This window comes from Streptomyces sp. NPDC030296 (assembly GCF_055572815.1).
Genome location: NZ_JBVICQ010000008.1, coordinates 304794 through 321565 on the forward strand (window position 1 = coordinate 304794; position 16772 = coordinate 321565).

At 72.9% G+C, this 16772-nt stretch carries 14 protein-coding genes; 11 read left to right on the forward strand and 3 right to left on the reverse strand.

Going from position 1 to position 16772, the window contains the following annotated elements; genetic code table 11:
• Positions 1-117: 117 nt before the first annotated feature.
• Together ACZ4Z3_RS24260 and ACZ4Z3_RS24265 are read left to right on the forward strand one after the other, a co-directional pair.
• Positions 118-624 carry an RNA polymerase sigma factor gene (locus ACZ4Z3_RS24260; protein ID WP_390946144.1) on the forward strand — a complete coding sequence of 169 codons (507 nt, stop codon included), beginning with the start codon at positions 118-120 and terminating at the stop codon, positions 622-624.
• A gap of 45 nt (positions 625-669) precedes the next feature.
• The gene (locus ACZ4Z3_RS24265; protein ID WP_468502965.1) at positions 670-1167 is read left to right on the forward strand and encodes a GNAT family N-acetyltransferase; all 498 of its coding nucleotides are present in this window, start codon (positions 670-672) and stop codon (positions 1165-1167) included.
• 38 nt (positions 1168-1205) lie between these two features.
• On the opposite strand, the gene ACZ4Z3_RS24270 is transcribed toward ACZ4Z3_RS24265, so the two are convergent.
• The gene (locus tag ACZ4Z3_RS24270; protein WP_468503113.1) at positions 1206-1655 is read right to left on the reverse strand and encodes a hypothetical protein; all 450 of its coding nucleotides are present in this window, start codon (positions 1653-1655) and stop codon (positions 1206-1208) included.
• 31 nt (positions 1656-1686) lie between these two features.
• On the reverse strand, positions 1687-2046 hold the full coding sequence (locus ACZ4Z3_RS24275) for a hypothetical protein (protein ID WP_468502966.1): 360 nt from the start codon (positions 2044-2046) through the stop codon (positions 1687-1689).
• A gap of 489 nt (positions 2047-2535) precedes the next feature.
• Here ACZ4Z3_RS24275 and ACZ4Z3_RS24280 point away from each other — a divergent pair, with 489 nt between their 5' ends.
• The 8 genes from ACZ4Z3_RS24280 (at position 2536) to ACZ4Z3_RS24315 (ending at position 14505) form a co-directional block, all read left to right on the forward strand.
• Positions 2536-3579 (forward strand): methionine ABC transporter ATP-binding protein, encoded by a 1044-nt coding sequence (locus tag ACZ4Z3_RS24280; RefSeq protein ID WP_468502967.1) that lies wholly within the window; start codon positions 2536-2538, stop codon positions 3577-3579.
• On the forward strand, positions 3576-4307 hold the full coding sequence (locus tag ACZ4Z3_RS24285) for a methionine ABC transporter permease (RefSeq protein WP_468502968.1): 732 nt from the start codon (positions 3576-3578) through the stop codon (positions 4305-4307). Before ACZ4Z3_RS24280 ends, ACZ4Z3_RS24285 begins: the two co-directional genes overlap by 4 nt.
• A gap of 84 nt (positions 4308-4391) precedes the next feature.
• Complete coding sequence (locus ACZ4Z3_RS24290; RefSeq protein WP_468502969.1) at positions 4392-5225, forward strand: MetQ/NlpA family ABC transporter substrate-binding protein; 834 nt, start codon at positions 4392-4394, stop codon at positions 5223-5225.
• Between the two features lie 179 nt (positions 5226-5404).
• Positions 5405-6043, forward strand: coding sequence for a GNAT family N-acetyltransferase (locus ACZ4Z3_RS24295; RefSeq protein ID WP_468502970.1), 639 nt, complete (start codon positions 5405-5407; stop codon positions 6041-6043).
• Between the two features lie 124 nt (positions 6044-6167).
• Positions 6168-7376, forward strand: a complete 1209-nt coding sequence (gene cbiE, locus ACZ4Z3_RS24300) for a precorrin-6y C5,15-methyltransferase (decarboxylating) subunit CbiE (RefSeq protein ID WP_468502971.1) — start codon at positions 6168-6170, stop codon at positions 7374-7376.
• Between the two features lie 359 nt (positions 7377-7735).
• Positions 7736-12226 (forward strand): nicotinate-nucleotide--dimethylbenzimidazole phosphoribosyltransferase, encoded by a 4491-nt coding sequence (gene cobT / locus ACZ4Z3_RS24305; RefSeq protein WP_468502972.1) that lies wholly within the window; start codon positions 7736-7738, stop codon positions 12224-12226.
• Positions 12227-12389: 163 nt separating this feature from the next.
• On the forward strand, positions 12390-13622 hold the full coding sequence (cobA, locus tag ACZ4Z3_RS24310; RefSeq protein ID WP_468502973.1) for a uroporphyrinogen-III C-methyltransferase: 1233 nt from the start codon (positions 12390-12392) through the stop codon (positions 13620-13622).
• A gap of 64 nt (positions 13623-13686) precedes the next feature.
• Positions 13687-14505, forward strand: coding sequence for a TrmH family RNA methyltransferase (locus ACZ4Z3_RS24315; RefSeq protein ID WP_055540878.1), 819 nt, complete (start codon positions 13687-13689; stop codon positions 14503-14505).
• Between the two features lie 108 nt (positions 14506-14613).
• On the opposite strand, the gene ACZ4Z3_RS24320 is transcribed toward ACZ4Z3_RS24315, so the two are convergent.
• Positions 14614-15918, reverse strand: coding sequence for a serine/threonine-protein kinase (locus tag ACZ4Z3_RS24320; RefSeq protein ID WP_468503114.1), 1305 nt, complete (start codon positions 15916-15918; stop codon positions 14614-14616).
• Positions 15919-16553: 635 nt separating this feature from the next.
• Here ACZ4Z3_RS24320 and ACZ4Z3_RS24325 point away from each other — a divergent pair.
• Positions 16554-16754: a hypothetical protein gene (locus ACZ4Z3_RS24325; protein ID WP_055716924.1), complete on the forward strand. Its 201-nt coding sequence runs from the start codon at positions 16554-16556 to the stop codon at positions 16752-16754.
• Positions 16755-16772 lie beyond the last annotated feature (18 nt).

Genomic DNA, 16772 nt, shown 5'->3' on the forward strand with positions numbered 1-16772 from the left:
CGCCCCCTCCCGCTCCCGACGCGCTCCGCGTCAACGGGGAGGCGGCACATGCCCCGATTGGGGTGACACCCCGCCGCCCCGGCAACCCTCCGCCGGGGCGGCGGCGTCCCGGCGCATATGACACCCGACATGCTCACCACCCTCCGCCCCCTGCTCGTCGCGGAGGCGTCGGCCGAGGCGTACGCCGCCGGCGCCGAGGCGGGGGACCTGGAGCAGGCGGTCTGGCTGCGTCTGCTGGAACGGCTCGACGCCGACGGCCCGCCCACCGATCCCGAGAGCTGGCTGCGCAGCGCCGTCCGTTTCGAGGCCCGCCTCAGCCGACGGACGGCCCGAGCCGAACAGCCCTATGCGGCGGAGCCCGTGGACGTCCACGCCCCCGGTCCGGAACAGCAGGCGCTCACCGCGGCCCGCCGCCGGGCCCTGTACGCCGCCGTCCGCCGGCTTCCCGGCCGCTGCCCCCGGCTGCTCGCGGCGCTGCTGTCACCACGGGACCTCACCTATCGCGAGATCGCGGGCGAGTTGGGTATCTCACAGGGCAGCCTCGGTCCGGAACGTTCCAGATGCCTGGGATGTCTTCGGCGAATGCTGACGACGGAGGTTGCGGCACGCGAACCGCGGGGATAGGAGTGGGGGACAACAGGTGAGCAGGTGAGCGGGAGGCGTGCACACATGGGCATGAGCGTGACCATCTCGGTGGCGACCGAGCAGGACGCCGAGCAGATCTTCAGGCTGCAGTACCTGTGCTTCCAGAGCGAGGCGGCGCTGTACGGCAACTACCGCATCGATCCGCTCGTCCAGAGCCTCGACTCGGTCCGCGACGAGGTCGCCTCGGACTGTGTGTTCGTGGCCCGCCTCGGTGACGAGGTGGTCGGCTCCGTACGCGGCGCCCTCGACGAGGACGGCGCCGCCTCCATCGGCAAGCTCTGCGTCCACCCCCGCCTCCAGGGCCACGGCATCGGTGCCCGCCTGCTCCGAGCGGCCGAGTCGGCCCTCGTGGAGGAGCGCGGCGCCACCAAGTTCCGCCTCAGCGCCGGTCACCGCAGCGAGGGCAACCTCCGGCTGTACCGCAGGGTGGGCTACGAGGCTGTCGGCACCAGCCAGGGACGCGACGGCGTACCGATGGTGATCCTGGAGAAGCCGGCCCAGGCGTACGTGGCCACGGCCTGAGGGATGCCTGCGCACGGCCCCGAGCCGCCTGGCCCAGGTCAGGCGGCGGCTTCCTGCCGCGCGCTCTTGCGCAGCCAGTACATCGCGGTGATCGGCAGGATCACCGGGATGAACAGATAGCCGATCCCGTAGTCCGACCACACCGTCTTGTCGGGGAACGCCGACGGCTCGACCAGCGTCCACGTCCCCACGATCAGCACGCCCGCCAGCTCGACGGCGCAGCACACCCGCGCCGCCTTCCGGGCGAACTCACCGCCCCGCACCAGCGAGTACGTGATGAACCCGTACACGACACCCGCGACCGCGGAGAGCGAGTAGGCGAGCGGCGCGTGCTCGAACTCGGTGGAGATCTGCACGACGGACCGCGACACCGCGCCGACGACCATCACGCCGTACAGCCAGACGAGCAGCATCCCGGGCCCGCCGATGAGGCGGGTCCGCTTCTTCTCCACCGGCGGTTCGTCGTTCTGCCGCGGCTCGTCGTTCATTCCGCGCGGCTTGTCGTCCGTGGCCGCCACCTCAGCCTCCCCAGATGTCGTAGAGCCGTACCTGAAGCACCGCGAGTACCACACCGCCGGCCGCGACGGTCACGCTGCCCCAGCGGGTGCGCTCCGCCAGGGACATGAACCCCGCCACCGGGACGCAGGCGAAGGAGCCGAGCAGATAGGAGACGAAGATCGTGGTGCCCTGCTCGGGCTTCTCACCGCGCGCCAGCAGCACGATCCCGACCACCAGCTGCACCAGGGTCAGCACCGTCACCAGGGCCATCCCGATGAAGTGCCAGTCCTTGGTCGGCTGGTCCCGGTACGCGGCCCAGCCGCACCACGCGGCGAGCAGAAGCGCGGCGACGGCGGTCGCCACCGTCAGGGCAACAAGCATGCCGCGACCCTATTACGGCGAAAAACACCCGCAGCGCCCGGCCCCGCGCGAGAACGCGCCCGTCCCGGACGCCGTGGCCTTCACCACAGTCATCGGTGCCCAGAGAATGGACAGCATCGGCTTGACCTGCTGCTCCGCCGACCTGAGTTGTCCGTAATACGGACAGGGGTCTCTCGTCCCCGGTATGCGTCTGCTTTACTGATCTCATGACCACGACGAGCTGCCGCATCTGTGCGACCGAGGCGACCATGACGCCCGGTGCTCGTTGTATGTGTCGAATGTGCGCCTTCTAGAGGGCCCCCGCACCACCCCCTGAGCCATGGGGGTGCCCCCGCTCGAGCGAAGCCGAGAGTGGGGGAGCCCCGAAGCGAGCGCCTGTGGCACGTCCGTACGCCGCACGCCGTACGTGACCTTCACGCCCCGCGCACACCTTTGTCTCCCGTACCCGGGCACATCCACGCCCGCGTACTCGACAGTGATGGAAACCCAGTGATCACCACATCGGGCCTCACCAAGGTCTACCGCGGCCGTGGCCGCGAGGTCACCGCCCTCGACGGAGTCGACCTGCACGTACGCGAGGGCGAGGTGTACGGCGTCATCGGCCAGTCCGGCGCCGGCAAGTCCTCGCTGATCCGCTGCGTCAACCTCCTCGAACGCCCCACCTCCGGCACCGTCACGGTCGCCGGCCAGGACCTCACCGCCCTCGCGGGCCGCGGCCCCCGCGCCGGCCGGGAACTGCGCCGGGCGCGCAGCCGCATCGGCATGGTCTTCCAGCACTTCAACCTGCTGTCCACGCGCACCGTCCAGGACAACGTCGAACTGCCGCTGGAGATCCTCGGCACCTCCGGCAAGGAGCGCTCCCGCAAGGCCCTGGAACTGCTCGACCTCGTCGGCCTCGCCGACAAGGCCAAGGCCTACCCGGCCCAGCTCTCCGGCGGCCAGAAGCAGCGCGTCGGCATCGCCCGCGCCCTGGCCGGCGATCCGAAGGTGCTCCTCTCCGACGAGGCCACCAGCGCCCTCGACCCGGAGACGACCCGCTCGATCCTGGCGCTGCTGCGCGACCTCAACCGGCAGCTGGGCCTGACCGTCCTGCTCATCACGCACGAGATGGACGTCGTCAAGTCGATCTGCGACTCGGCCGCCCTCATGGAGAAGGGCCGCGTCGTCGAGTCCGGCACCGTCAGCGAACTCCTCGCCACCCCCGGCTCCGAACTGGCCTCCGCGCTCTTCCCGGTCACCGGCGAGGCGTCCGGCGACGACCGCACCGTCCTCGACGTCACCTTCCAGGGCGAGGCGGCCACCCAGCCGGTCATCTCGCAGCTGTCCCGCACCTACAACATCGACATCTCGATCCTCGGCGCCGCCATCGACACCGTCGGCGGACTCCAGATCGGCCGGATGCGCATCGAACTGCCCGGCCGCTACGAGGACAACGTCGTCCCCATCGGGTTCCTGCGCGAACAGGGCCTCCGGATCGACGTGCTCGGCCGCGCCGGCCAGGAGTCCGTTCTCGCGAAGGAAGGTGCCAAGTGAACTGGACCGAGATGCGGCCCCTGCTGGAGCAGGCGTGTTGGGACACCCTCTACATGGTCGGCTGGTCCACGCTGATCGCGGTCGTCGGCGGACTCCCGCTCGGACTGCTGCTCGTCCTCACCGAGCGCGGCGGGCTCCTGCAGAACGTCCTCGCCAACAAGGTCGTCGGGCAGTTCGTGAACATCGCCCGCTCGATGCCCTTCATCATCCTCATGGTCGCCCTCATGGGCTTCACCCGCTGGATCACCGGCTCGACCATCGGCCGTGAGGCCGCGATCGTGCCCCTCGCCATCGGCGCCATCCCGTTCTTCGCGCGCCTCGTCGAGACGGCCGTCCGCGAAGTGGACCACGGGCTCGTCGAAGCCGTGCAGGCCATGGGCGGCAACACCTGGACCGTGGTCCGCAAGGTCCTCGTCCCCGAAGCCCTGCCCTCGCTGATCTCCTCCGCGACCACGACCGTCGTCGCCCTCATCGGCTACTCCGCCATGGCCGGCACCGTCGGCGCGGGCGGCCTCGGCGACATCGCCATCCGGTACGGCTACCAGCGCTTCGAGACCGACCTCATGTGGATCACCGTGGCGGTCCTGGCGGTCGTCATCTCCGTCATCCAGTTCGCCGGCGACCACGCGGCCCGCGCCCTCCACCGTCGCGGCGGCCGCTCGGGAGCCGCCCCGAGGCTCCGGCTGCTGAAGGCCGAGGCCGCCGCCCCCGAGGTCACCAAGGTCTGACCTCCGCGGACCTCTCCCGGCACCCGCAGACTTCCCGTCCCACCCACGACGGGACAGCTCCACCCAAAAGGAAAGGCACTTTTCGTGCGTAACACCGCCAAGCTCACCACCGCCGTCCTCGCCGCCGGAGCCCTCACCTTCGGGCTCACCGCCTGCGGCTCCGGCGCGGCCGACACCGCGTCCGACACCAGCGGACCGCTGGTCGTCGCCGCCAGCCCCACCCCGCACGCCGAGATCCTCACCTTCGTCAAGGACAACCTGGCGAAGAAGGCCGGGCTGGACCTGGAGGTCAAGGAGTTCACCGACTACGTCCTGCCGAACACGGCCACCGAGGACGGCTCCGTGGACGCCAACTACTTCCAGAACCAGCCCTACCTCGACGACTTCAACAAGAAGCAGGGCACCCACATCGTGCCCGTCGTCACCGTGCACCTGGAGCCGCTCGGCCTCTACTCCGACAAGGTCGAGAGCAAGGACGACCTGAAGACGGGCGCCACCGTCGCCGTCCCGAACGACACGGTCAACGAGGCGCGGGCCCTCAAGCTCCTCGACGCCGCCGGGATCATCACGCTCAAAAACGGCGCCGACAACGCGGCGACCCCCGCCGACATCGCCGAGAACCCGAAGAAGCTGAAGTTCAAGGAGCTGGAGGCGGCCCAGACCCCGCGCTCCCTGGAGGACGTCGACGCGGCCGTCATCAACGGCAACTACGCCATCGAGGCCGACCTGTCGCCCGCCGACGACGCCCTCGCCGTGGAGCCCGCCAAGGACAACCCGAACGGCAACTTCCTCGCCGTGAAGGAGGGCAACGAGGACGACCCGCGCGTGAAGAAGCTCGCGAAGCTCCTCACCTCCCCCGAGGTGAAGAAGTTCATCGAGGAGAAGTGGAGCAACGGCTCGGTCATCCCGTCCTTCTGAGCCGTCCCGTCCCCCCTCCGAACCGTTCCGTCGAATCGGCGGCACGTATACGGCGTATCGCCACGCATGGGGTCCGCTCCCTCACAGGGAGTGGGCCCCGTGGTGCGATTCAGTGCTTTCATGCTGCATGCTGGGCAGTTCAGCAGCCCCCCAGGTTTTCGAAGGTTACGGAGCGGCGCATGACGAGCACCTTCCCCGACATCTCCATCAGCACGGAGCGGTTGGTCCTGCGCCCGTTCGACGAGGACGACGTCCAGGCGCTCACCGAGATGATGAACGACGAGCAGGTGATGGCCTGGACCGACGTCCCGCAGCCCTTCACCGAGGCCGGTGCCCGCACCTGGATCACCGAGTACGCGCCCGCCGAACGCACCTCCGGCCGCGGCCTCGATCTCGCCGTCACCGAGTTCCTCACCCAGCGCCTCGTCGGCGTCATCCAGCTGACCAAGACCAACTGGCACGTCCGGTCCACCGAACTCTCGTACGTCGTCGCCCCCTGGGCGCGCGGTGAGGGCTACGCCTCCGAGGCCGCCCTCGCCACCGCCCAATGGCTGTTCCGCGAGCAGAAGTTCGAGCGGATCGAGCTGCGCACCGCCGCCGACAACACCGCCTCCCAGCAGGTCGCGCAGAAGATCGGCTGTATCAGCGAGGGCGTCCTGCGCAACGCCTGCATAGCGCGCGCCCGCACGCCCGAGGACGGCTGGACCGAGGTCCGCACCGACTTCATCGTGTGGAGCCTCCTCCCGGAGGACATCGAGGGCGTCAGCGAGGAACTGGCCGACAGCGGCGGTTTCGGCGCCTACTCGGACTGGAACTGAACCACCCACGGGCGCACACGGCCCCTGCCCGGCCGCCGGGCCCCGCCCCGTCACCAGGTACGCTCACGGGACCCCGTGCGGGCTTCCCTGACGAGCTGCGAAAACCTTCTGGAGACTGACGACGATGGCCGACCGGGTCACGGTGATCGGCTGGGACGGCTCCCCCCTGACCGCCGCGGCGCGCTCCGCCCTCGCCGCCGCCACCCTCGTCGCCGGCGCCGCCCACCATCTGACCCTGCCCGAAGTGCCCCCGGCCGCCGAACGCATCCGGCTCGGCAGCGTCGCCCTCGCCGCCCGCCGCATCGCCGCCCACCGCGGCACCGCCGTGGTCCTCGCCGACGGCGATCCCGGCTTCTTCGGTGTCGTCCGCACGCTCCGGGCCCCCGAGTTCGGCCTGGAGGTCGAGGTCGTCCCCGGTGTCTCCTCCGTGGCCGCCGCCTTCGCCCGCGCCGGAATGCCCTGGGACGACGCACAGGTGGTCGTCGCGCACCGCCGCACGCTCCGGCGCGCCGTGAACGTGTGCCGCGCCCACACCAAGGTCGCCGTCCTCACGTCACCCGGCGCCGGCCCCGCCGAACTCGGCCTGCTCCTCGAAGGGGTTCACCGCACCTTCGTGATCTGCGAGGAACTCGGCACCGAACGCGAACGCGTCACCGTCGTCACCTCCGACAAGGCCGCCGACCACACCTGGCGCGACCCCAACCTCGTCATCGTCATCGGCCCGGCGGGCACCACCGAGGACGGCGGCTGGATCGCGGGCCGCGACCCGAGCGCCGGACCCCGCGGCTGGTCCCTGCCCGCCGACGTCTACGGCGGCGCCCTGGGCGAGGGCGAGGGCGAGCTGCTGCGCTCGGCCCAACTGGCCCGCCTCGGACCGCGCGTGGGCGACCTCGTGTGGGACATCGGCTCCGGCAGCGGGGCCTTCGCCACCGAGGCGGCCCGCTGCGGCGCCGGTGTCATCGCCGTCGACCGCGACCCCGGCGCCTGCGGCCGGACGACTCTCGCCGCCCGCCGCTTCGGCGTACAGCTCCAGGTGGTCCACGGCATCGCCCCGCACATCCTGGAGAACCTCCCCGAGCCCGACGTCGTACGCGTCGGCGGCGGGGGAACGGCGGTGGTCTCCGCCGTCGCCGACCGGCGCCCCAGGTGCATCGTCACCCACGCCCTCACCCGCCCCGCCGCCGAGCGCGTCGGACGCGACCTGACCGAGCACGGCTACGACGTTCGGTGCGAGTTCGTCCAGTCCGTCGAGCTCGACACGAGGGCCTGGACGGAGCGGGAGCGGAGCGTCGCGTTCCTGCTCAGCGGGACTTTGCCCGATCGTTCCCAGTGATCCGGTTGTCGTACCGGCGCGGTAGGCTGGCCGACTGTCGTACCGCACTCCGGCACCCGACACTTCGTCGGTCAATGTCCGGAAAGCGCGCCCGTTTTGAGGGCGTGTGTGGTACGGCGGAACCGGAGGGCGCGCAACGTGGCGCAGTCCACAGCAGACCGTCGCCGATCAAGCTGTCGCGACGGCGGGACGACCGCGACAATGGCCGTTGAACGGTTTCACCGAATGGCTTTGTCGACATGCAGGCGGGTCGTCACGTGCCGCTGGGCACGCACGCTCGTTCTCCACATGTGGAACGGTCGGTGCGCCGTTCCGGGCCAGCTGGCATAGAGGCACTAACCGATGGGCGAGGGGTACGCATGACCGACACCGGCCAGGTCCCGGGCGACGGGCAGCCGGAGAGCGCAGGCATGGTGGAACAGCCGGGCGTCGCCGCGCCGGGTGCGTACACCTACCTCTCCGAGACCCCCGTCGAGGACGACGAGCTGCTGCTGCCGGGTGCCCAGGGCGCATGGGGCAACGAAGTGCCCCCACCCGCCCCCGAACCCGTCGTCCAGGTCGTCCACGAGCCCGGCCCGCACGAGACGTCCGGCCGGGACAGCGGCTCGATCGACCTCGGAGCCGTACGCCACCCCGTCGCCACCGCGGTGCCGCAGCCGCCGGTGGCCCGCCGACCGCTGCACCTCGGCCCGCCCACCCCGGACGCCTCCGCCAGCCCGGTCCGCTCCCTCGCCGACCGCGGCCCCGCCGGAGCCCCCGTCCCGCCCTCCGCCGCACGCCACTCCGGTCCGCCCACCACCGGGCCCGAGTACCTCGACGTGCCCCCGCAGGGCGTGACCCCGTGGGGCACCCCTGTCTCCGGGGCCGTGACGACGCAGCCCGCGCCCGTCGCCCAGGGGCAGGCTGCAGAAACGGTCGTTCCGCAGGAGGCGCAGCCCGGCGCCGTCGTCGCCGAGACGCCGCAGGTCGTGGAATCCGTGCAGGTCACGGAGGCGGAGCAGGACGCCGAAGCCCTCCATGACGCCCAGGACGCCGCCTACGCCCAGGCCCAGGAAGCCGCGGTCGCCCAGTTCGCCACCGGCCAGGTGCAGGTCGCGGAGGCCGTCGCCCAGGCCACCGCCCCGCAGCCGGCCGAGGTGCTGGTCATCCCCGAGGCCGCCGAGGTCCAGCCGGTCGTCGAAGCGGCCGAGGCCCAGCCGGTGGAGGTGGTGGCTGTGCCGGAGGGTGCGGAGGCCCAGCCGGTCGGGGAGGCCGCCGAGGTCCAGCCGGTCGTCGAGGCTCAGCCCGTCGTGGAGGAGGTGCCTGCCGCCGAGGCGGAGACGGGTGCCCCCGCCGCCGACGCCCCTGTGGTGGCGGAGCCCGCCGCCGACGTCCAGCCGGTGGAGGAGCCCGCCCCCGCCGCCGACGCCCCGCAGAGCCCCGAGCCCACGGAGACGGCGCCGGACGCCCGGGCATCGGAGGAGGTCGCCGCTGTCGCTCCGGGCGCCGCCGAGTCGCCCGCCGCCGGGGCTCCCACCGAGTCCGCCCTCGACGCCCTGGTCGCCCGCGAGGCCCAGGTCCCGGAGGCCACGCCGTTCCCGCCCGCCGCGAAGGGCCCGGAGCCGATCCAGGCCCAGGTGCCCGCCGACGCCCAGGACGTCTCCCCGGTCCCGCAGCAGAACGAGGACGCCGCCCAGCCGGTCGACGCCCCCGCCCCGCCGCAGGCCGAGGCCGGTGCCGCCGCACCGGAGGCCGTGCCGGGCGACGCCGCCGAGCCGGTCGCCGAGACCTCCGCCCCCGAGACGGCGCCCGTTGCCCCCGAGGCGCAGGCGGTGCCCGCGGCTCCGGTTGACCCGACAGCCGCTCTCACCGAGGAGCAGACGGTTCCCATCGCCGGGGACGAGCAGCCCGCGGCCGACGTGCCGGCCGAGCAAGCCGCCGGTGAGGCCCCGCTTGCCGAGGACGCGCAACCGCTGCCCGACGGCCCCGACGCCCAGCAGCCGGCGGAACCGCAGGAGGGGCAGGAGCCGCATGTGGCCGAGACCCCGGCAGCGGAAACCGAGGAGGAGCCGCAGTCGGCCGACACCGCCGAGCCGGTGGCTGCCGAGGCCGCAGCCCCCGCCCCCGCCGAGCCCCAGCCTGACGAGCCCTCGGCGGTGGAGCCCGCACAGGCCGAGCCGGAGGCGGCCGTCGCGGAGGAGACCGCCACCGAGCAGGCCGCCGCCCAGGAAGCAGCCGCCGAGGAGGCGCTGACCTCGGAGCCCGAGCACCCGCAGCCCCCTGCGCAGGGCCCCCAGGCAACCGAGCCGGTCGTCCCCGCCACGGACGCCGCCGAGCAGGCCCCCGAGACCGCCGCCGCTCCGTCGGAGACCGAGGCGGAGGCCGCAGACGTCACCGTGGAAGCGCAGGAGTCGGACCAGCCCGGCGAGGCCGTTCCCGCCGAGCCCGTCACCGTCGGACAGTCCACCGCCGAGGCCCCCTCCGCGGGGTCGCCCGCCGACGAGTCCGCCGTCGCGCAGCCCGCCGAGCCGGTCGCCGCCACAACCACCGAGTCTCCCGCGCAGCCCGCAGACCCGGCCGCCGCCGACGCCGTGGCCGCCGACGCCCCCCTGGCCGTGACGGCCTCCCCGCTCGACGCGCCCCAGGGCGCCGTCCTGCAGCCCTCGGCGGGGACCCCGGCCGACGCCCCGCACGCCGCCGACGCGGCCCGGGAGCCCGGCGGCGAGCAGCCGATGGGTGAGTTCGTGCCGGTGGACGGCTCGGTGCCGACCACCCCGCGTCCGGCCCCGACCCCGCCCCAGGGCATGGTCGTACCGCCGCTTCCCGCCGACGACCGGTCGGCGCCCGCCACCGCGGCCGCGCCCGGCGAGACCGCTGACGAGGCACCGGAGCAGGAGCCGCAGGCGGAACCCGTGGCCACGGTCCCGGCCCCCCGCGACTCCGAGGGCGAGACGATCGTCGTACCGCAGCCGGCCGCGGCCGAGGCGCATCCCGACCTCGTCCAGAACGCGGAGGACCTGGACACCCGGGCCGCCGACCAGGAGGACGGCGAGGAGGCCGAGGCAGTGGAAGCAGCCGACGAGAGCGTGGCCGCGGTGGACGAGGCCTCCGAGGAGGCGGAGGCGACGCAGCCCGCCGGCCCGGCCGCGCCGCCCTACGACGACGCCGAGCGCGAGGCCGTCCTCAAGGTCATGCGCGAGCGCCGCGACATCCGCAACGGCTTCCGCGGCGACCCCATCCCGCACGACGTCCTGCTCCGCGTCCTGGAGGCCGCCCACACGGCACCTTCCGTGGGCCACTCCCAGCCGTGGGACTTCGTCGTCATCCGCTCCGCCGAGACCCGCCGGACCATGCACGAACTGGCCCAGCGCCAGCGTGAGGCGTACGCCAAGTCGCTGCCGAAGGGCCGGGCGAAGCAGTTCAAGGAACTGAAGATCGAGGCCATCCTCGACACCCCGGTGAACATCGTGGTCACCGCCGACCCGACGCGCGGCGGCCGGCACACCCTGGGCCGCCACACCCAGCCGCAGATGGCCCCGTACTCCTCGGCCCTCGCCGTCGAGAACCTGTGGCTCGCGGCCCGCGCCGAGGGCCTCGGGGTCGGCTGGGTCAGCTTCTTCGACGAGCGTGAGATGGTCCGCGCCCTCGGCCTGCCCGAGCACCTGGAGGTCGTGGCGTACCTGTGCGTCGGGTACGTCGACGAGTTCCCGGCGGAGCCCGAGCTGATGCAGGCGGGCTGGGCCAAGCGCCGCCCGCTGTCCTGGGTCGTCCACGAGGAGACGTACGGCCGGCGCGCGCTGCCCGGAGCGGAGCCGCACGACCTGCTCGCCGAGACCGTCGCCGGGATCCGCCCGCTGGACGCCAAGGCGCTCGGCGAGGCGTGGGAGCGGCAGAAGCGCATGACCAAGCCGGCCGGCGCGCTCGGCATGCTGGAGATCATCTCCGCGCAGCTGTCGGGCCTGTCCCGCCAGTGCCCGCCGCCCATCCCGGAGCCCGCGGCCGTCGCGATCTTCGCCGGTGACCACGGCGTCCACGCCCAGGGCGTCACCCCCTGGCCGCAGGAGGTCACGGGCCAGATGGTCGCCAACTTCCTCGGCGGGGGAGCGGTCTGCAACGCCTTCGCCAACCAGGTGGGCGCCGAGGTGTGCGTCGTGGACGTGGGTGTGGCGAGCGACCTGCCCGCGACCCCCGGTCTGCTGCCGCGCAAGGTGCGCGCCGGTACGTCCGACATGACCACCGGTCCCGCGATGACCCGCGAGGAGGCCAAGAAGGCCATCGAGGTCGGCATCGAGACGGCCCGCGATCTGGTCGCCGCCGGGAACAAGGCCCTGCTCACGGGTGAGATGGGCATCGCCAACACCACGGCGTCCGCCGCGCTCATCTCGGTCTTCACCGGCGCCGACCCCGCCGAGGTCACCGGCCGGGGCACCGGTATCAACGACGAGACCCTCGCCCGCAAGACCGAGGTCGTCCGCCGGGCCATCGAACTGCACCAGCCGGACCCGGCCGACCCCATCGGCGTGCTGGCCGCGATCGGCGGCTTCGAACACGCCGCGATCGTGGGTCTCCTCCTCGGCGGCGCCTCCCTGCGCACGCCGGTGATCCTCGACGGTGTCAGCGCCGGCGCCGCCGCCCTGGTCGCCCGCGCCATCGCCCCCGAGGTCCTCGCGGCGTGCATCGCGGGCCACCGCAGCGCCGAACCCGGCCATGTGGCGGCCCTGAAGAAGCTCGGCCTCCGTCCCCTGGTCGACCTCGACCTCCGCCTCGGAGAGGGCACCGGCGCCCTCCTGGCCCTGCCGGTCGTCCAGAGCGCGGCGAGGGCGATGCACGAGGTGGCGACCTTCGACTCGGCGGGCGTCACCGAGAAGTAGAGGCCTGCCGCCAAAGCCGAACGGAAGGGGGCGGGCCCGGGAGACATATCCCACCCCGCCCCCGCCACACCCTCGCCCGCGCAATAAAATCGCACGTCAGGGGCCGCTCCAACGCCGCAGGGGCTCCGTCCCGCACCGCCGCCACCAGAGGAGCCGCACCCTCATGGCCGAACATCCCGCCTACCCCGTGGGCCTCCGCCTGACCGGCCGCAAGGTCGTCGTCCTCGGCGGCGGCCAGGTGGCCCAGCGTCGTCTGCCCGCCCTGATCGCAGCGGGCGGCGACATCCTCCTCGTCTCCCCGACGGCCACCCCCTCGGTGGAGGCCATGGTCGACGCCGGCGAACTGACCTGGGAGAAGCGGCCCTACGCTGAGGGCGACCTCGCCGACGCCTGGTACGCGCTCATCGCGACCAGCGACACCGAGGCGAACACCCTGGCCTCGGCGGAGGCGGAGCGGCACCGCGTGTGGTGCGTCCGCTCCGACGACGCCGACGCGGCCACCGCCTGGACCCCGGCCACCGGGACCAGCGAGGGCGTCACCGTCGCCGTCCTCACCAGCGACGCCAGGGGCCGCGACCCCCGCCACACCGCCGCGATCCGCGACGCCGTGGTCGAGGGCCTCCGCGACGGCACCCTGGTCGCCCCGCACCATCGCACCCGTACCCCCGGAGTCGCCCTCGTCGGCGGCGGGCCCGGCGACCCGGACCTGATCACCGTGCGGGGCCGCCGTCTCCTCGCCGAGGCCGACGTGGTCATCACCGACCACCTCGGCCCGCGCGATCTGCTCGCGGAACTCCCGCAGAGCGTCGAGGTGATCGACGCGGCGAAGCTGCCGTACGGCCGCTTCATGGCCCAGGAGGCCATCAACGACGCCCTGATCGAGCACGCGCGGAAGGGCAGGTCGGTCGTCCGCCTCAAGGGCGGCGACCCGTTCGTCTACGGCCGCGGCATGGAGGAGGTCCAGGCGCTGGCCGAGGCGGGCATCCCCTGCACGGTCGTGCCCGGCATCTCCAGCTCGATCTCGGTCCCGGGCGCCGCCGGCATCCCCGTCACCCACCGGGGTGTGGCCCATGAATTCACCGTGGTCAGCGGGCACATCGCCCCCGACGACGAGCGCTCCCTGGTCGACTGGCCGGCCCTGGCGAGGCTCACCGGAACGCTGGTGATCCTCATGGGCGTCGGCACGATCGGCAAGGTCGCCGAGACGCTGATCGCGCACGGCAAGTCCCCCGACACCCCCGTCGCCCTGGTCCAGGAGGGCACCACGGCGGCCCAGCGCAGGGTCGACGCCACCCTCGCGACGGTCGCCGAGACGGTCGTCGCCGAGGAGATCAAGCCGCCGGCGGTCATCGTCATCGGCGAGGTCGTGACCGTGGGTCCGAACCCCAGCAAGTAACCGCGGGTAACCCAACCCGTACCGAGCCGTTGGCACCACACCCAGGACAAGGCAGTATCACCCTGTGGCCGAACTCATCACCGTCGAGGACCCCGCCGACCCGCGCCTGCGTGACTACACGGGCCTGACCGACGTCGAACTGCGCCGCAGACGCGAACCCGCCGAGGGCCTGTTCATCGCCGAGGGCGAGAAGGTCATCCGCCGGGCCAAGGACGCCGGGTACGAGATGCGCTCGATGCTGCTCTCCGCCAAGTGGGTCGACGTCATGCGCGATGTCATCGATGAGCTCCCGGCCCCCGTCTACGCGGTCAGCCCGGAGCTCGCCGAACAGGTCACCGGATACCACGTGCACCGCGGCGCCCTCGCCTCCATGCAGCGCAGACCGCTGCCGACGGCGGTGGACCTGCTGGGCTCCGCCCGTCGCGTCGTGATCATGGAGTCGGTCAACGACCACACCAACATCGGTGCGATCTTCCGCTCGGCCGCCGCCCTCGGCATGGACGCGGTCCTGCTCTCGCCGGACTGCGCCGACCCGCTCTACCGCCGCAGCGTCAAGGTCTCCATGGGCGCGGTCTTCTCCGTGCCGTACGCCCGCCTGGACGCCTGGCCGAGGGGTCTCGACGCGGTACGCGACGCCGGCTTCACCCTTCTCGCCCTCACTCCGGACGAGAAGGCGAAGTCCCTCGACGAGGCGGCCCCGCACAGGATGGACCGTGTCGCCCTGATGCTCGGCGCCGAGGGCGACGGCCTCTCCACCAAGGCGTTGATGGCCGCCGACGAATGGGTCCGCATTCCCATGGCGCACGGCGTCGACTCCCTCAATGTGGGCGCGGCGGCGGCCGTGGCGTTCTACGCGGTGGCGACGGGCCGACCGCAGGCGTGACGGCGCGGCCGGATGGCTGCGACCGACCCCGGTACGCGGGGCCGCGCTGTACGAAGCGGTCGCGGCCCCGGCTCCGGCCCGGTTCGTCCTCCGGGGCCCGCGCGACGGTCAGTCGCCGTCCGGCTCCGCGATCGTCCGCTCGTACCGCACCTCGTCGACGCCGAGTCCGCGCGCCGGACCCTGACATCCCTGGGCCGCGGCGATGCCGAGCGCGGCCAGCAGCGTCACCACGACGAACACGACGAGCCGCTGGCGCAGCAGCCGCGGATTGGCGGGCCTGCGCCCGGTGCCGTTGGTACGGGGGCCCGGACGCCCGGCGCCGCTGCGGGGCGCGGGCCGCTTCCCGGAGCCGGTGGCGCCGCGGCCCGACGCGGGCCGGCCTCCGGGCCGGGAGCCACCCCCGGTCCGTGCATCCCCGCCGGTCCGGGAGCCGCCCCCGGTGCGCGGCAGCGGCGTCCTCGACTGGGTCGCACGGGTCTCCGGCGGCTGCCGCAGCGTGCGCTGCTCGACGTACTGCTCGGCGAGCCGTCCCGAGTGCCGGTCCGGGTCGGTGCGCGGCGCGGGCGGCCGCACGTCCGACAGTCCCTGCGCCTCACGGGCGGCGATCTCCTTGAGCCGCAACGACAGTTGCAGGGTGCTCGGCCGCTCCTCCGGGTCCTTCGCCAGGCATGCCCGGACGAGCGGAGCGAGCGCGTCCGGCACCCCGCGCAGCTGCGGCTCCTCGTGCACGACCCGGTACAGCATGACCTCCGAACTACCGTGCCCGAAGGGGGAGTCGGAGGTCGCCGCGTAGGCGAGCGTGGCGCCGAGGGAGAAGACGTCGGTGGCCGGGGTGACGGCGGCACCGCGCACCTGCTCGGGCGCGAGGAAGCCGGGCGACCCCACGGCCGTGCCGACGTGCGTCAGTGTCGAGGCGCCGGTCGCCCACGCGATGCCGAAGTCGATGATCCGCGGTCCCTTCGGGGACAGCAGGATGTTGGACGGCTTCAGGTCGCGGTGGACGACACCGGCCTCGTGCACCGCCACCAGTCCCTCGGAGAGGGCGGCACCGACCGCGGCCACCTCGGCGGCCGAGAGCGGCCCCTCCTCGTTGACCTTGTCGTGCAGCGAGGGCCCCGGGACGTACTGGGTGGCGAACCAGGGCCGCTCCGCCTCCAGATCGGCGGCGACCAGCCGGGCCGTGCACCCGCCCCTGATCCGCCGCGCGGCCGACACCTCACGCGCGAACCGCGACCGGAACTCCTGATCCTCCGCCAGGTCCGGCCGGATCACCTTCAACGCGACTCGCTGTCCACGCCGGTCGGAGCCCAGGTAGACAACGCCCATCCCACCCGCGCCGAGCCGTCTGTGGATCCTGAACGAGCCGACGACGCGCGGGTCCTCGCGCCTCAGGCGCATCATCGCCATGTTCATCCCCGCTGCCCGTTCCGTCTGACGAGCCACAGCTTACGTTTCCACGGCCGGGCGTGCGCAGAGGCCGCGCCCTCGCGACCCGATCGATTGTCGGCCCCGCGCACGCGACATGAAAGACGGTCAGGGAACAAGGGTTCGGGCCGGTGTTGGCTCCCTGATGATCTCAACGCCCCGACCGGCAGAGGGGATTGGCGAACCGGGCGGAGGGCTGGTGAACAGGGCGAGGATCGTCGGGGACATGACATGCGGAGGTCGGGTGATCGTCTTCGCGACCGACCGTCGGACGGCGTCGGCGGTACGCCGGGACGTAGCGGAAGTGAGCGAAGTCACCCTCATCGGTGCGCGCTCCCTCCCTCCCGTGGTGACCCCCGACAGAAGGGACACTCCAGGCATCTCCCGGCCGTCCCCTCCGGGAAGACCCCGAGACCTAGGACCCCGTCTCCACCCTGGGGAGTACGCCGCAGGTCATCGCTCATCCTCCGGGAGGCCCGCCAATCGGTACGAGGGCATGACGACCCCTCCCCGCCGCGCGCCTAGATTTGAGGTCAAGCGGCGGGTGCAGCACTCGTCCCCCGAGGTCAGGCACCCGCCGCTGCCAACGACAAGCACCACAAGATCGGTCAGGAGGAGGGATCATGGCCCACACGGCACCGCGGACGGCGCTCCGCACGCGAGAGCGCAGGGTGTTCACCGCCGAGCGCGGGGCGGGCCGCCGCCACCCCTTGGTGGCGACCGCGATGGTCCTCCCCCTGGCGGCCCTGCTCGTGTACGCCTTCGGCGGCTGGGAGGCAGTGGTCACACAGGCGTCGTCCGTGGGTGTGATGCTGGGGCGCTGAGCGGCGACTCCAGGCCCG

What these genes read in the sequence shown, in the direction of transcription:
- cobA (WP_468502973.1), top strand. Translation starts at nt 12,390, where the DNA reads ATGGCCGAACATCCCGCCTACCCCGTGGGCCTCCGCCTGACCGGCCGC.
- cobT (WP_468502972.1), top strand. Translation starts at nt 7,736, where the DNA reads ATGACCGACACCGGCCAGGTCCCGGGCGACGGGCAGCCGGAGAGCGCA.
- ACZ4Z3_RS24320 (WP_468503114.1), bottom strand. Translation starts at nt 15,918, where the DNA reads ATGAACATGGCGATGATGCGCCTGAGGCGCGAGGACCCGCGCGTCGTC.
- ACZ4Z3_RS24265 (WP_468502965.1), top strand. Translation starts at nt 670, where the DNA reads ATGGGCATGAGCGTGACCATCTCGGTGGCGACCGAGCAGGACGCCGAG.
- ACZ4Z3_RS24260 (WP_390946144.1), top strand. Translation starts at nt 118, where the DNA reads ATGACACCCGACATGCTCACCACCCTCCGCCCCCTGCTCGTCGCGGAG.
- ACZ4Z3_RS24270 (WP_468503113.1), bottom strand. Translation starts at nt 1,655, where the DNA reads ATGAACGACGAGCCGCGGCAGAACGACGAACCGCCGGTGGAGAAGAAG.
- ACZ4Z3_RS24275 (WP_468502966.1), bottom strand. Translation starts at nt 2,046, where the DNA reads ATGCTTGTTGCCCTGACGGTGGCGACCGCCGTCGCCGCGCTTCTGCTC.
- ACZ4Z3_RS24295 (WP_468502970.1), top strand. Translation starts at nt 5,405, where the DNA reads ATGACGAGCACCTTCCCCGACATCTCCATCAGCACGGAGCGGTTGGTC.
- ACZ4Z3_RS24325 (WP_055716924.1), top strand. Translation starts at nt 16,554, where the DNA reads ATGGCCCACACGGCACCGCGGACGGCGCTCCGCACGCGAGAGCGCAGG.
- cbiE (WP_468502971.1), top strand. Translation starts at nt 6,168, where the DNA reads ATGGCCGACCGGGTCACGGTGATCGGCTGGGACGGCTCCCCCCTGACC.